8 protein-coding genes are annotated in these 15,954 nt (G+C 66.4%); 3 read left to right on the forward strand and 5 right to left on the reverse strand.

All coding sequences use genetic code 11. The features are described from left to right. Positions 1-91: 91 nt before the first annotated feature. Positions 92-1,783, forward strand: coding sequence for a serine hydrolase (locus tag ASG37_RS13200; RefSeq protein WP_055761031.1), 1,692 nt, complete (start codon positions 92-94; stop codon positions 1,781-1,783). Positions 1,784-1,827: 44 nt separating this feature from the next. Here the strand turns inward: ASG37_RS13200 and ASG37_RS13205 are convergent, their stop codons facing one another. The 5 genes from ASG37_RS13205 to ASG37_RS13225 form a co-directional block, all read right to left on the reverse strand. Continuing rightward, positions 1,828-3,246, reverse strand: coding sequence for a M16 family metallopeptidase (locus tag ASG37_RS13205; RefSeq protein WP_055761034.1), 1,419 nt, complete (start codon positions 3,244-3,246; stop codon positions 1,828-1,830). 1 nt (position 3,247) lies between these two features. Beyond that, complete coding sequence (locus ASG37_RS13210; RefSeq protein ID WP_055761037.1) at positions 3,248-4,654, reverse strand: M16 family metallopeptidase; 1,407 nt, start codon at positions 4,652-4,654, stop codon at positions 3,248-3,250. A 21-nt stretch (positions 4,655-4,675) separates the two neighbouring features. Next, positions 4,676-4,912 carry a helix-turn-helix domain-containing protein gene (locus ASG37_RS13215; protein WP_055761040.1) on the reverse strand — a complete coding sequence of 79 codons (237 nt, stop codon included), beginning with the start codon at positions 4,910-4,912 and terminating at the stop codon, positions 4,676-4,678. Further along, positions 4,912-5,433 carry a DUF2975 domain-containing protein gene (locus tag ASG37_RS13220; RefSeq protein ID WP_055761043.1) on the reverse strand — a complete coding sequence of 174 codons (522 nt, stop codon included), beginning with the start codon at positions 5,431-5,433 and terminating at the stop codon, positions 4,912-4,914. The genes ASG37_RS13215 and ASG37_RS13220 overlap by 1 nt, the downstream gene beginning before the upstream one ends. Positions 5,434-5,614: 181 nt before the next feature. Further along, positions 5,615-6,787 (reverse strand): hypothetical protein, encoded by a 1,173-nt coding sequence (locus ASG37_RS13225; protein WP_055761045.1) that lies wholly within the window; start codon positions 6,785-6,787, stop codon positions 5,615-5,617. Positions 6,788-7,114: 327 nt separating this feature from the next. On the opposite strand from ASG37_RS13225, the gene rpoB reads away from it, so the two are divergent. Next, positions 7,115-11,260 (forward strand): DNA-directed RNA polymerase subunit beta, encoded by a 4,146-nt coding sequence (gene rpoB, locus ASG37_RS13230; protein WP_055761562.1) that lies wholly within the window; start codon positions 7,115-7,117, stop codon positions 11,258-11,260. A 348-nt stretch (positions 11,261-11,608) separates the two neighbouring features. Continuing rightward, entirely contained in the window at positions 11,609-15,889 is a 4,281-nt protein-coding gene (gene rpoC, locus ASG37_RS13235; protein WP_055761048.1) for a DNA-directed RNA polymerase subunit beta', read from the forward strand. The last annotated feature ends 65 nt before the right edge of the window (positions 15,890-15,954 follow it).

The raw sequence follows: 15,954 nt of genomic DNA on the forward strand, positions 1-15,954 counted from the left end.
GCACCCGTCCTCTTTCACCGACAGTTCATGTCGATGATGCAACGACCGCCCTCATGATCGGCAATTGTCCGGCTTTCGGAGCATCCGCCCCATGATCCTGCCGATTGCCGCAATCACGATGGCGCAGGTCGCCGCCCCCGGGCTCCCGCCCATGGCCCATCCCGGCGACTGGTCGGGCACCCTGACGCTGCCGTCGCGCGCGACGTTGCGGCTCGTCGTGCGTCTGCGGGTCGATGACGGCGGCATCGTGCGCGGCAGCATCGACAGTATCGACCAGCGGGTGTGGAACACCCCGCTCGACGGCATCGCGATGACCGCGACGACGCTCGACTTCACCGTACCGGCCAACGGCAGCCGCTATCGCGGACGCTGGGATGCGGCGGCGCGGGGCTGGAGCGGCATCTGGTCGCAGGGCGACGCGGCATTTGCGCTGTCGCTGGTCGCAGGCGGTCCGCCGCCCCGCGCGGCGGTGGCGGCGGACGCATGGGCGCTGCCGTCCGATGCGGAGATCGGCGACATCCTCGACCGCCGCATCGCGCAGCGGCCGGGCGAAGCGATCGTGGTCGGGGTGATCGACGACCATGGACGCCGCATCGTCGCGCGTGGTCCCGCCGGGGCCGACACGCTGTTCGAAATCGGTTCGATCACCAAGGTGTTCACCGCATTGGTGCTGGCCGACATGGCGGCACGCGGCGAGGTCGGGCTCGACGACCCGGCGGCGCGCTATCTTCCGCCGGGCTGGACGCTGCCGGTGCGCGGCCGGGCGATCACGCTGCTCGATCTGGCGACGCATCGTTCGGGCCTGCCGCGGCTGCCGCTCAACATGCCCTATGTCGAGGCGGGCGACCCCTATGCGGGCTACACCCCGGCGGCGATGCGCGCTTTCCTGAAGGACTGGGTGCCGGATCGCCCCGCCGGCGCGCAGTATGAATATTCCAATCTCGGCGGTGCGTTGCTGGGGCAGATCCTCGCGCGACGGGCAGGCACCGACTATGAAACGCTGGTCCGCACCCGCATCACCGGGCCGCTGCGAATGCGCGATACGCAGGTGCGATCGTCCGGCGCGGCACTGCGGAACCAAGCCACGCCGCACGACGAATTCCTGCGCCCGGTCGCCGCATGGGACCCGAGCGTGATGGTCGCGGCGGGCGGCCTGCGATCGGACGCGCGCGATATGCTCACCTTCCTCGCCGCCAATCTGGGCTTCGTCCCCACGCCGCTGAAACCCGCGATGGACGCGATGCGCATCGTCCGGGCGCAAGGCGATGGCCCCGACAACGCGATGGCCACCGGATGGACGGTCGCGAAGACGCCGACCGGCCCGGTCGTGACGCACGGCGGCGCGACCGGCGGGTATCTGGCGAACATCGCGTTCGATCCCCTGCGGCGGCGCGGCGTGGTGGTGCTGGCCAATACCCGCGCGGAACCGGGCGTCGACGACATCGCCACGCATATTCTCACCGGCTCCCCCCTCGCCGCCGTGCCGCCGCCGCCAAAGCCGTCGGCCATGCGCCCCGCGATCCGGCTGGCGCCGGGCGACCTTGATCGCTTCGTGGGGCGATACCGCCTGCCGCCCGATCAGGTCATCACCGTCTTCCGGTCGGGCAATCGATTGATGATCCAGTTGATCGGGCAACAGGCGATGCCGATCCACCCGTCGGGACCGGCCGATTTCTTCGCGCGGATCGTGGACGCCGAACTACGGTTCCACGCGACCAACGGCATGATCGACAGTGTGACGCTGCTGCAAAACGGTGCGGAGAAGGTTGCACCGCGCCTGTAAGAAGGCCACCGGGGCGACCCACGCCGCCCCGATGGCCTGCGCGCTTACGGCACTGTCACCGTCTGCACCGGCACGCCCTTCAATTCCGGGAGCGCATCCAGTTGCGGCTTCACGCTCGCCAGATCGCCGACCACGACCAGCGTGAACTTGTCGAGCGGGAACGCCTGCGCGACCGATTGGCTGAACTGCGCGTCGGTGACGGCCATCGTCGCCGGGACATAGCGGTCGAGCCAGTCGGCGGGCAACCCCAGCGCGTCGCGCGTCGCCAGTTGCCCGATCAGCGACGAACTGTCTGAATTGCGCAGAACGAACAGCCCGGCGTTGTAGCTGCGCATCCCCGCCGCTTCCTCAGGGGAAGGCGGCGTCGTCTGGAGCGTACGGATTTCCTTGAACACTTCCTTCAACGACGCCCCGGTGACGGCGGTGGTCACATCGGCGTCGAAGCTCCACTGGGCATCGCCCGGACGCTGCACCGTTCCCGATCCCGGCGAATAGGTATAGCCCTTGTCCTCGCGGATGTTGCGGGTGATCCGCGACGAGAAGCTGCCACCGAGCAGCGCGTTGCCGACGCGCAGCGGGATGTCGCCCTCGCTCCCGGCCAGCGGCGCGCTCCACGCGAGGCGGATCGTCGACTGCGGTGCGCCCGGACGGTCGACCAGCACGACGCGCGGCCCCGCCGCTTGGCGGGGCACCAGCGACAGCCGCTCCGGCCCCTGCGCCCAGTCGCCGAACGCGCGGGCCACCGCCGCCTTCACCGCCGCCGCGTCGAACCGCCCGGCGACATAGAGATGCGCGCGCCGCGCCCCGAAATTGGCGGTATAAAACGCCTTCGCCTGTTCGAGCGTATAGCCGTTCAGTTGGGCGGTCGTCGGCAGGATGCGGCCATAGGGATGGTCGCCATAGGTCGCCCGCGCCAGCGCATAATCGGCCAGTACCCCTGCCTGTGCCAGCGACTGGGTGAGCGATCGCGCGCGGTTCGCCTTCACCCGCGCGAAATCGGCGGCGGGAAAGGTCGGGCGACGCGCGACATCGCCGACCAGCGCGACGGCGGCGGGAGCGAATTCGCTCAGCGCGCCCATGTTGATCGCGGTGCCGGTGGCCGATACGCCGACGCCCAGATTGCCACCCATGCCGGCGGCGGCGGTGGCGAGCGCTGCGGAATCGCGGGTCCCCGCCCCTTCCTTCAACATGTCGCCCGCCAGATCGGCGAGCCACGGATCGCGCCCTTCGTCCAGATTGCCGGCGAACACGCGCAGCGACACCGCGACCTTGGGCGCGTTGCCATAGGGGATCAGCGTCACCTGCATGCCGTTGGACAGGGCATAGGTTTCGCTGGCGGGCACCTTGAAGGCTTTGGGCGCACCGATCGGCGGGGCGGGCAAGGCCGCCGGCGGGGTGGCCGTCTGGGCGGCGAGCGGGGCGGCGACGATCGCCAGCCCGGCGAGGAGGATCGAACGCTTCATCTCACTTGGCTCCCTTCGCGGCGGCGGCGCCGGGGACGATGGTGTAGATCGACCGGTTGGTCGGCCGGAGATAGTCCTGCGCGGTCTTCTGGATCAGCGCGGGCGTCACCTTGGCGAAGCCGTCCTCGATCCGGTTCACCGCCTGCGGGTCGTTGTCGAACAGCGCATAGACCGCGAGCAGATCGATCAGGCCGACGCGCGTGCCGCCGTCGACCGACGAATAGAGGTCGGAGCGCAGCTTGGTCCGCGCCCGGTCCAGCTCGGCCGCGCTCACCGGGATGGTGCGCAGGCTCTCGATCACCGGATCGATCGCGGCACGGATTTGCGCGTCGCCGAACTGCGGGTCATGGGTGAAGTTGAACGCCCACAGCATCGGCCCGTTGTAATTGTACATGCTGCCCAGATACGCATTGATCCCGCCGCCCAGATCGCCGGTGATGCCGGTATCGGCTTTCAGCTTGCGCGCGAGGCGGCTGTCGTCGCCCTGCAGCAATAGCTGGTCGATCAGCCCCATCGCATACCATTCGGGCGTGCCACGCGGCGGCATGTGGTATCCGACCGCGAACCCCGGCTTGGGGGCCAGCGCGTCGACGCGGGACCGGGTCTTTTCCGCCGTCTGGCGCGGTTCGGTGAGGTCCGGGAGCACCACCGGCGCGCCGCGTTGCAGCGGGCCGAAATATTTGCGGACCATCGCCTCGGCCTGCGCGTAGTCGATGTCGCCCGCGACCACGAGGACGGCGTTGTTGGGACGATAGAAGCTGGAAAAGAACTGCGTCGCGTCGGCCACGGTCGCCGCCTCGATCTCTTTCAGATCGCCGTAGAAATTATGGCTGTTGTGCCAGTTGGTGTTGGCCAGCATCGGCAGGTCGATCCACGGCCACGTCCCATAGGGCTGGTTGAGGACGTTGACCTTCACCTCGTTGCCCACCACGCCCTGCTGGTTCTTGAGCACCGCATCGTTGATGACCGGCCGCGCCATCCGGTCGGCCTCCAGCCACAGGATGCGTTCCAGCGCGTTCGACGGCGCGATCTCGAAATAATTGGTGAAGTCGAACCGGGTCGATCCGTTCAGAATGCCGCCGGCGTTGCTGATCGTGCTGACGAACACGCCCTTGGGCGCGTTCTGCGACCCCTGGAACATCAGATGTTCGAACAGATGCGCGAAGCCGGTGCGCTCGCGCGGTTCGACGCGGAAACCGATCCCGTAATAGACGCCGACCGTGACCGTGGGGGCCAGCGTGTCGCGCGACAGCACGACCTTGAGGCCATTGGGCAGCGTGACATAGTGCATGTCGATCGCCAGCTTGGCCGGCGCCGCCACGGTCGTCGCGCGTGGCTGCGCCAGCACACTCGCCGGCAGCGCGCACAATGCCGCCCCCAGCAGCATTGCCTTCATTCCTCGCATCATATCGTCCCCCTTGGTCGTGGTTCAGTCGTCGAGTGCGTCCCCCATGCCATCCCCGGTCGCTGCATGGACGAGGATGTCGCCGGGCTGGCAGTCGAGCACGCGGCAGATCGCGTCGAGCGTCGTGAACCGGATCGCGCGCGCCTTGCCGGTTTTCAGGATCGAGAGGTTGGCGAGGGTGATGTCCACCGCCTGCGCCAGTTCGGTCAGCGTCATGCGCCGGGCCAGCAGCACCTCGTCGAGACGGACGAGCACCGCCATCAGACCGTGCCCTCAAGGTCTTCGCGCAGCGCCGCCCCTTCGGCGAACACGCGCGCGAGGATGAAGGCGACCAGCACCGACAGCCAGCCGCCGATCGACAGTGTCGATCCGCCCGCCTCGATCCCCAGCCCGTCGAACCGCCGCACGATCAGCGCCAGCGGGAAATCGAGCAACTGGATCGCGAGCAACGCCCAGCCGATCAGCGCCACCCGCCGCGCATTGGGCGACGCGAACGTCTCGCCGATGCGCACCGTGCCCATCACCGCCGACAATCGCGAGAAGATGACATGCGCCGGCACCGCCGCGACGATGCCGAGCAGCAGCAGCCAGCGCACCCCGGCGATCACCGCGCCAGCGTTCGCGGCGGGATATTTGGCGGCGATCTTGGCGGCGAACGCCGCGTGCAGCGGCACGCTGGCGACCAGGGCGATGGCAAAGACGGCGGCGAAGACGATGTTGAGCACCAGCAGCACGCGCAGCACCAGCACCGTGAACCGCAATATCCGATCGCGCCGTGCCATGCCGCCCCCCCGGTCCGTTGCCGCGATGCTATCGCCTGTATCGTTTATCGGCAAGAGACTCAGCTCCGTTCGGGACGCGACACGTCGCGTCTGCGGTGCCTGTCCGCTCCCCCACCCGGCCACCTACTTAAGTATGCTGATGGGTGGCCGGGTGGGGGAGCGGGAAGGCACCGCCTGACATTCAAGTACGCCGCACCTCGCCGTGGAGCCGTGCCTCCAACCGGTCGATCATCCGGTCGCCCTTGTCCATGAAGATCGGCGCGAGCTTGCCCGACGGCAGCGTCGGCCCGATCAGGAAGGCGGCGGTGGTGCGCGATATGCGCCCGTCGCTCCAGCGATAGCGCGCGTCGATCGCCATCAGCGGCACGAAGAACGGCCGCTCGCGCGAGGTGACGACATGCAGCGCCGCCTTGGGCAACGCCATCGTCGCCTCCAGATGGCGGCGCTGCCCGGCGGGCAGCGCGAACGGGTCGAGCCCGCGTGGTTCGGTGTTGCCGAAGAACGCGGCGAGCTGGTCGTCCTGGCGCGGATTGGCGGTGAGCAGCAGCGTGGCGATACGCACTTCCTCGACGCCGATCGACGTCGGATTGCCGACCGTCAGGTCGAAATCGAGCAGCGCATTGTCGGCATCGGTCCCGACGCGCAGCGGCGCGAGCTGGAATTCGAGGAAGCCGCGCGGCGGCTCGGCCACGACCGGCGCGGCAGGCACGGCGGGCGCGCGAACCGGTGCCGGAGCGATCGGAGCGACCGGTGCCGGGATCGGCGCGGGCGGCTCCGGCGCGGCGAGCGGCGGCGCGACCGGTTGCGGCGCGACCGGTGCGACATCCTCGACCGTTTCCACCCGTGGCCTGCGCCGCAGCCGCGTCGCGATCAGCGCGACCACGCCCGCCACCGCGATGCCGGCCAGAAACCACACCCACCACGGCATCGCCGCATTGTCGGACGCGGGAACGGACGTAGCCGCCTCGGGCGTCGCGACCGGTTCGGGCGATGGGGTCGCGACGACCGCCGGTGCCTCGGTCGCCACCGGCACGGGAGCCGTCTCGACCGGTGGTGTCACCGCCGGCACCGTGCGCGGCGTCGCGGTGGGCTGCGGCACCGGAGCCGCGCGCGGCTCCGGTGCCGCGGTCGCCCGCGGCGCGGGGGCAGGACGCGCGACCGGCGTGGCCCGGACGACCGGCACGGCGCGCGGCGTCGGCGTCACGCGCGGCGTTGGGGTCGCCGCTGGAGTCGGCGTCGCCACCACCGGCGGGGTGATGTCATAGATCGGGATGTCGCCCGCGCCCGGCGGGGTCTGTTGTGCGGGCACGGCAAGCAGCGCGGCCGCCGCCGCGATCGTCGGATACAGGATCATGCCCGCCCTCAACCGGGGTTTTGGGGGCCACGTCACGCGCCGCGACGCTCGGTTGCGACGAAACGAGCGTTCGATACGTCGAACCGTTGGCGGCATCGACGCGGTTTGACTCCGCCCCATACGCAGCGTATAGGCCGGCTCTGCTTCAGGACCGGGAAAGAATGCGTCGTCGCGCGGGCGCATTGCAGGTATGGACCTTTAGCCATTGCAGGACGCCCGAAAAGCTGCGGCCCCACCCGGGGTGACGCGGCTTTCGTCGTCCGTTCCGCACGCCAGCCCGGTCGGCACCGGGCACCGAAATTGAACCAGTACGAGGCCAACCAACCCATGGCGACCAAGGCAAGCACGAGCGGCACGCACAAGCGCCGCATCCGCAAGGTGTTCGGCGACATCCACGAAGTGGTGCAGATGCCGAATCTGATCGAGGTGCAGCGCGAGAGCTACGAACAGTTCCTGCGCAGCGATCCGTCGATCGGCTATGTCTCGGGTCTGGAAAAGACGCTGCGGTCGGTGTTCCCGATCCGCGACTTCGCCGGCACCGCCGAGCTGGACTTCGTGACCTACGAACTGGAAAATCCCAAGTTCGACGTGGAAGAATGCCGTCAGCGCGGCATCACCTATGCAGCACCGATGCGCGTTACCCTCCGCCTGATCGTGTTCGAGGTGGACCAGGATACCGAGGCCCGGTCGGTCCTCGATATCAAGGAGCAGGACGTGTACATGGGCGACATGCCGCTCATGACCGAGAACGGCACCTTCTTCATCAACGGCACCGAGCGCGTGATCGTGTCGCAGATGCACCGCTCGCCGGGCGTGCTGTTCGATCACGATCGCGGCAAGACCCATGCGTCGGGCAAGTATCTGTTCGCCGCGCGTGTCATCCCGTATCGCGGCTCGTGGCTCGATTTCGAATTCGACGCCAAGGACATCGTCAACGTCCGCATTGACCGCAAGCGCAAGCTGCCGGTCACGTCGCTGCTCTATGCGCTGGGCATGACTGGCGAGGACATCCTCAACCACTTCTACAACCGCGTCACCTTCGTGCGCGGCGAAGGCGGGTGGCGCATTCCGTACGCGCCGGAAAACTGGCGTGGGCAGAAGCCGTCGTTCGACATCGTCGACGCGAACACCGGCGAGGTCGTGTTCCCGGCCGGCACCAAGATTTCGCCGCGTCTGGCGAACAAGGCGGGCAAGGACGGCCTGGCCGAACTGCTGATCCCGACCGAGGAAATCTTCGGCCGCTACAGCGCCTATGATCTTATCAACGAGACGACCGGCCAGATCTATATCGAGGCGGGCGACGAAGTGTCGGCCGAGAATCTCGAACTGCTCGACCAGGCAGGGATCGAGCGGATCGAACTGCTCGACATCGACCATGTCTCGACCGGCCCGTGGATCCGCAACACGCTGAACGTCGACAAGGCCGAGGAGCGCGAGCAGGCGCTGTCGGACATCTATCGCGTGATGCGCCCCGGCGAGCCGCCGACGCTGGAAACCGCCGAATCGCTGTTCGCCGGCCTGTTCTTCGATCCCGAGCGCTACGACCTGTCGGCCGTCGGCCGCGTGAAGCTCAACATGCGCCTCGATCTCGACACGCCGGACACGGTGACGACGCTGCGCAGCGAGGACATCCTCGAAGTCGTCAAGACGCTGGTCAATCTGAAGGACGGCAAGGGCGAGGTCGACGACATCGACAACCTCGGCAACCGTCGTGTCCGCTCGGTCGGCGAACTGCTCGAAAACCAGTATCGCGTCGGCCTCCTGCGCATGGAACGCGCGGTCAAGGAGCGCATGTCGTCGGTCGACGTCTCGACGGTCATGCCGAACGACCTCATCAACGCCAAGCCCGCGGTCGCCGCGGTGCGCGAGTTCTTCGGCTCGTCGCAGCTCTCGCAGTTCATGGATCAGACCAACCCGCTGTCCGAAGTGACGCACAAGCGTCGCGTTTCGGCGCTCGGGCCGGGCGGTCTGACGCGCGAACGCGCGGGCTTCGAAGTCCGCGACGTTCACCCGACCCACTACGGCCGTATCTGCCCGATCGAAACGCCGGAAGGCCCGAACATCGGTCTTATCAACAGCCTCGCGACGTTCAGCCGCGTCAACAAATACGGCTTCATCGAAACCCCGTACCGTCGCATCGTCGACGGCAAGGTGACGAACGACGTCGTGTATCTGTCGGCGATGGAAGAGCAGAAGCACACCGTCGCGCAGGCGTCGGCCACGCTGAACGAGGACAGCAGCTTCGCCGAGGAACTGGTGTCAGCGCGTCAGGCCGGCGAATTCCTGATGGCGCTGCCGGAAAACGTCACGCTGATGGACGTCAGCCCGAAGCAGCTCGTGTCGGTCGCCGCATCGCTCATTCCGTTCCTGGAAAACGATGACGCCAACCGCGCGCTGATGGGCTCGAACATGCAGCGGCAGGCCGTGCCGCTGGTGAAGGCCGAGGCGCCGTTCGTCGGCACTGGCATGGAAGAGACCGTGGCGCGCGATTCGGGTGCGGCGATCTCGGCCAAGCGCGCCGGCGTCGTGGATCAGGTCGATGCCGCGCGCATCGTGATCCGCGCGACCGGCGAAGTCGATGCGGCCGAAAGCGGCGTCGACATCTACACGCTGATGAAGTTCCAGCGCTCGAACCAGTCGACCTGCATCAACCAGCGTCCGCTGGTGAAGGTGGGCGACGTGGTGAAGGCCGGCGAGGTCATCGCCGATGGTCCCTCGACCGAGTTCGGCGAGCTGGCGCTGGGCCGCAATGCGCTGGTCGCGTTCATGCCGTGGAACGGCTACAACTACGAGGATTCGATCCTCATCTCCGAACGGATCGTGAAGGACGACGTGTTCACGTCGATCCACATCGACGAGTTCGAGGTGATGGCGCGCGACACCAAGCTCGGGCCGGAAGACATCACCCGCGACATCCCGAACGTCGGTGAGGAAGCGCTGCGCAATCTCGACGAGGCGGGCATCGTCTACATCGGTGCCGAGGTCGAACCGGGCGACATCCTCGCCGGCAAGATCACGCCGAAGGGCGAATCGCCGATGACGCCGGAGGAAAAGCTCCTGCGCGCGATCTTCGGTGAAAAGGCCAGCGACGTGCGCGACACCTCGCTGCGTCTGCCGCCGGGCGTGTCGGGTACGGTCGTCGACGTCCGCGTCTTCAACCGTCACGGCATCGACAAGGACGAGCGCGCGATGGCGATCGAGCGCGAGGAGATCGAGCGTCTGAAGAAGGACTCGGACGACGAGCGCGGCATCCTCAACCGTGCCACCTGGTCGCGTCTGCGCGAGATGCTCGAAGGGCAGACCGCGACGGCCGCGCCCAAGGGCGTCAAGAAGGGCGTGGTCATCGACCGCGACCTGCTCGACCAGATCGATCGTCACGAATGGTGGCGGTTCGCCGTCGCCGACGACGCGGCGCAGGGCAATCTCGAAGCGATCAAGGCGCAGTATGACGAAGCGGTGAAGCGCATCACCGACAAGTTCCACGATCGCCGCGAGAAGCTGGAGCGCGGTGACGAGCTGCCGCCGGGCGTGCTCAAGATGGTCAAGGTGTTCGTCGCGGTGAAGCGCAAGCTGCAGCCGGGCGACAAGATGGCCGGCCGTCACGGCAACAAGGGCGTCATCTCGCGCATCCTGCCGCAAGAGGACATGCCGTTCCTCGAGGACGGGACTCCGGTCGACCTCGTGCTCAACCCGCTGGGCGTGCCGTCGCGCATGAACGTCGGGCAGATCTTCGAGACGCATCTGGGCTGGGCGGCGCGCAACCTCGGCATGCAGGTCGCACGCTCGCTGCGCGACTGGCGTGAGGCGAATCCGGACGCGGTCGGCGGCGAGATGCCGGCGGCGGTCAAGGATCGGCTCAAGGAGATCTACGGCGATCACTATGCCGAGGACATCGACAGCCGTTCGAACGAGCAGCTCCACGAACTGGTGCAGAACATCAGCACGGGCGTCCCGATGGGCACCCCGGTGTTCGACGGCGCGCGCGAAAGCGACGTGTCGGACATGCTGGAACTCGCCGGGCTGCACAGCTCGGGCCAGTCGATCCTGTTCGACGGGCGTACCGGCGACCAGTTCGACCGGATGGTGACGGTCGGCATCATCTACATGCTGAAGCTGCACCACTTGGTCGACGACAAGATCCACGCGCGGTCGATCGGGCCGTACAGCCTCGTCACCCAGCAGCCGCTGGGCGGCAAGGCGCAGTTCGGCGGCCAGCGCTTCGGGGAAATGGAAGTGTGGGCGCTCCAGGCGTACGGCGCCGCCTATACGCTCCAGGAAATGCTGACGGTGAAGTCCGACGACGTGGTCGGCCGCACCAAGGTCTATGAAGCGATCGTCAAGGGCGACGACACCTTCGAGGCCGGCATCCCCGAAAGCTTCAACGTGCTGGTCAAGGAAATGCGCTCGCTGGGCCTCAACATCGAGTTAAGCAGCTTGGAAGAGAAGGACGGCCTGGCCGAAGCGGCGGAGTAGGGGAAGGCGTGCGAGCAGCCGTCAGAGAATTGGTCGATCGTCCGGGATTCGTGCTCTCGGACGATCAACCGATGGAAACTGTGCAGTGGGTCGTTAATCTCACTGATAGTTTCCCTACGACGGCGACAGATGAGGAAGCTGTTGCCCTGCTCAATCTGCTCTCCCGATCCGACGATCTATTTTACGAAGTATCTTGGACGATCTTGCACTTTATCGAAACGGCTCCCGGTTGGCCGATCTGGCCAGCTTTGCGAACTGCCAAAGGTGAGTGGGCGAGAATTCTGAGCGTAAGATTAAAAAATGCTGGGCTAATGCCGCCCCCCGCGGCGGTCATTAAGGAATAGCACCATGAACGAACTGACCAATTTCGCGAACCCGGTGGCCAAGCCGGAGACCTTCGACCAGATCCAGATCGGCATCGCCTCGCCGGAGCGCATCCGCTCGTGGTCGTTCGGCGAGATCAAGAAGCCCGAGACGATCAACTATCGCACGTTCAAACCCGAGCGTGACGGCCTGTTCTGCGCGCGCATCTTCGGTCCGATCAAGGATTACGAGTGCCTGTGCGGCAAGTACAAGCGCATGAAGTACAAGGGCATCGTCTGCGAAAAGTGCGGTGTCGAAGTCACCGTGTCGAAGGTCCGCCGTGAGCGGATGGGCCATATCGAACTCGCCGCCCCGGTCGCGCACATCTGGTTCCTGAAGTCGCTGCCGTCGCGCATCGGCCTGCTGCTCGACATGCAGTTGAAGCAGCTCGAGCGCGTGCTGTATTTCGAGAGCTATATCGTGATCGAGCCGGGCCTGACCGCGCTCGACAAATATCAGCTCCTGACCGAGGACGAGCTGCTCGACGCGCAGGACCAGTATGGCGAGGACGCCTTCTCGGCCGGCATCGGCGCGGAAGCGGTCAAGCAGATGCTGATCGACCTCGACCTCGAAGGCGAGAAGCGCGACCTGCTCGAAGAGCTGGCCGTCACCAAGTCGGAACTCAAGCCCAAGAAGATCATCAAGCGGCTCAAGGTCGTCGAATCGTTCCTGGAGTCGGGCAACCGTCCCGAATGGATGATTCTCGACGTCGTGCCGGTCATCCCGCCCGAACTGCGCCCGCTGGTGCCGCTCGACGGTGGCCGCTTCGCCACGTCCGATCTGAACGACCTCTACCGCCGCGTCATCAACCGCAACAACCGGTTGAAGCGCCTGATGGAACTGCGCGCGCCGGACATCATCGTCCGCAACGAAAAGCGCATGTTGCAGGAAGCGGTCGACGCGCTGTTCGACAACGGCCGTCGCGGCCGCACGATCACCGGCGCGAACAAGCGTCCGCTGAAATCGCTGTCCGACATGCTCAAGGGCAAGCAGGGCCGCTTCCGCCAGAACCTTCTCGGCAAGCGCGTCGACTATTCGGGCCGTTCGGTCATCGTGACCGGCCCGGAACTCAAGCTGCACCAGTGCGGCCTCCCGAAGAAGATGGCGCTCGAACTGTTCAAGCCGTTCATCTACGCGCGCCTCGACGCCAAGGGCCTGAGCATGACGCTCAAGCAGGCGAAGAAGTGGGTCGAGAAGGAGCGCAAGGAAGTCTGGGACATCCTCGACGAAGTCATTCGCGAGCACCCGGTCATGCTGAACCGCGCGCCGACGCTCCACCGTCTGGGCATCCAGGCGTTCGAGCCGGTGCTGATCGAGGGCAAGGCGATCCAGCTCCACCCGCTGGTCTGCTCGGCGTTCAACGCCGACTTCGACGGCGACCAGATGGCCGTCCACGTTCCGCTGTCGCTCGAAGCGCAGTTGGAAGCGCGCGTCCTGATGATGTCGACCAACAACATCCTGTCGCCCGCCAACGGCAAGCCGATCATCGTGCCGTCGCAGGACATGGTGCTGGGCCTCTATTATCTGTCGATGGAAAAGACGAACGAGCCGGGCGAAGGCATGCTGCTGGGCGACATGGCGGAGGTGCATCAGGCGCTCCACGCCGGTGCCGTCACGCTGCACACCCGCATCACCAGCCGCGTTCCGCAGACCGACGAGGCCGGCAACCAGTATCTCAAGCGCTATGAGACGACGCCGGGCCGCATGCTGCTCGGCGAAACCCTTCCCAAGTCGCACAAGGTCCCGTTCGAGACGGTCAACCGCCTGCTGACCAAGAAGGACGTCGGCGACGTCATCGACGAGGTGTATCGCCACACCGGCCAGAAGGAGACGGTGCTGTTCGCCGATGCGATCATGGCGCTGGGCTTCCGTCATGCGTTCAAGGCCGGCATCTCGTTCGGCAAGGACGACATGCTGATCGCGCCGGACAAGGACAAGCTGGTCGACGAGACGCGCGACCAGGTGAAGGACTTCGAACAGCAGTATCAGGACGGCCTGATTACCCAGCAGGAGAAGTACAACAAGGTGATCGACGCCTGGAGCCGCTGCGGCGATCAGGTGGCGACGTCGATGATGGACGAGATCAAGGCGGTCCGCCGCTACGAGGACGGTCCCGACAAGGGCCGCGAGAAGCCGATCAACTCGATCTACATGATGGCCCACTCGGGTGCCCGTGGTTCGCAGGCGCAGATCAAGCAGCTCGCCGGCATGCGCGGCCTGATGGCCAAGCCGTCGGGCGAGATCATCGAAACGCCGATCATCTCGAACTTCAAGGAAGGCCTGACCGTCCTTGAATATTTCAACTCGACCCACGGCGCCCGCAAGGGTCTGGCCGACACCGCGCTCAAGACAGCGAACTCGGGCTATCTGACCCGCCGTCTGGTCGATGTCAGCCAAGACTGCGTCATCATCATGGAAGACTGCGGCACGCAGCGCGCGCTGGAAATGCGCTCGATCATCGAAGGCGGTGCCACCATCGCCTCGCTGGCCGAACGCATCCTCGGCCGCACCACCGCCGAGGACGTGACCGATCCCAAGACGGGCGAAGTCGTGTTCCCGACGGGCACGCTGCTCGACGAACCGATGGTCGCGCGGATCGAGGCGATGGGGCTTCAGGCGATGAAGATCCGCTCGCCGCTGGTCTGCGAAGCCAAGGTCGGCGTCTGTGGCACCTGCTACGGCCGCGATCTTGCGCGGGGGACCCCGGTCAACATCGGCGAGGCGGTCGGCGTCATCGCGGCGCAGTCGATCGGCGAACCGGGTACGCAGCTTACCATGCGTACCTTCCACATCGGCGGCGCGGCGCAGCTCAACGAGCAGTCGAACCTCGAAGCGCCGGTCGACGGCACGGTCGAATTCCGCGACCTGCGCCTGATCGAAGACCAGCGTGGCCGCCGCGTGGTGCTTAGCCGCTCGGGCGAGATCGCGATCGTCGACATGGACGGCCGCGACCTCTCGGTCCATCGCATCCCCTATGGTGCCTATGTGCTGTTCGACGATGGCCATATCGTCAGCCAGGGCGACCGTATGGCGGAGTGGGACCCGTTCACCGCGCCGCTCATCACCGAAACCGGCGGTACGGTGAAGTTCATCGATCTGATCGAGAACAAGACCGTCACCGAGCGCGTCGACGAAGCGACCGGCATCGCCCAGCGCGAGATCATCGAATATCGCGTGACGACCAAGTCGAAGGAGGATCTGCGGCCGCGCATGACCCTGCTCGACGCCAACTCGGGCGAGGCCGCGCGCTACATGCTGGCACCCGGCGCGACCCTGTCGGTCGAGGACGGTGCGCAGGTGCAGGCGGGTGACGTTCTCGCCCGTGTCGCCCGCGAATCGGCCAAGACCCGCGACATCACCGGCGGTCTGCCGCGCGTCGCCGAATTGTTCGAAGCGCGTATCCCCAAGGAGGCGGCGATCATCGCCAAGGTCTCGGGTCGCGTGATCTTCGGCAAGGATTACAAGGCGAAGCGCAAGATCGGCATCCAGCCCGAGGATGGCGGCGATGTCGTCGAATATCTGATCCCCAAGTCGAAGGTGATCGACGTTCAGGAAGGCGACTACGTCAAGCGTGGCGACAACCTGATCGGCGGTTCGCCGAACCCGCACGACATTCTGGAAACGCTCGGCATCGAGCCGCTGGCCGAATATCTCGTCAGCGAAATCCAGGGCGTCTATCGACTCCAGGGCGTGAAGATCAACGACAAGCACATCGAGACGATCGTCCGTCAGATGCTGCAGAAGGTCGAGATCACCGACGGCGGCGACACCACGTTGCTGGCGGGCGAACAGCTCGACCGTGACGAGATGGACGAAGCCAACGCCAAGCTGGAGCGCGGTCAGGCTCCGGCACAGGGCAAGCCGGTGCTGCTCGGCATCACCAAGGCCTCGCTCCAGACGCGCTCGTTCATCTCGGCCGCCTCGTTCCAGGAAACGACCCGCGTCCTCACCGAAGCATCGGTGCAGGGCAAGATCGACAGCCTGAACGGCCTGAAGGAAAACGTGATCGTCGGCCGGCTCATCCCGGCGGGCACCGGTGCGGGCATGAACCGCCTGCGCGTGGCCGCCACGTCGCGCGACGTGGCGCTGCGGGCGCAGCAAAAGGCGCTGGCCGGCTTCGTCGCGCCGCACTCGGCCAAGGAAGAGCACGCCGCCGAACTGGCACGCTCGGCCCGTGACGGTCAGGGCGCAGCCGATCCGCTGGCCGAGGTCGTGCCCTCGGGCACCGGCACCGACGCCGATGCGGGCGAGTATCTGAACGACTGATCGTTCGAGACAGCATGACGTGACAGGCCGCCGTCCGGGCAACCGGGCGGCGGCTTTGTTTTGGG

The sequence above is a fragment of the Sphingomonas sp. Leaf407 genome (genome assembly GCF_001425385.1).
In the GTDB taxonomy this organism is placed as follows: domain Bacteria; phylum Pseudomonadota; class Alphaproteobacteria; order Sphingomonadales; family Sphingomonadaceae; genus Sphingomonas.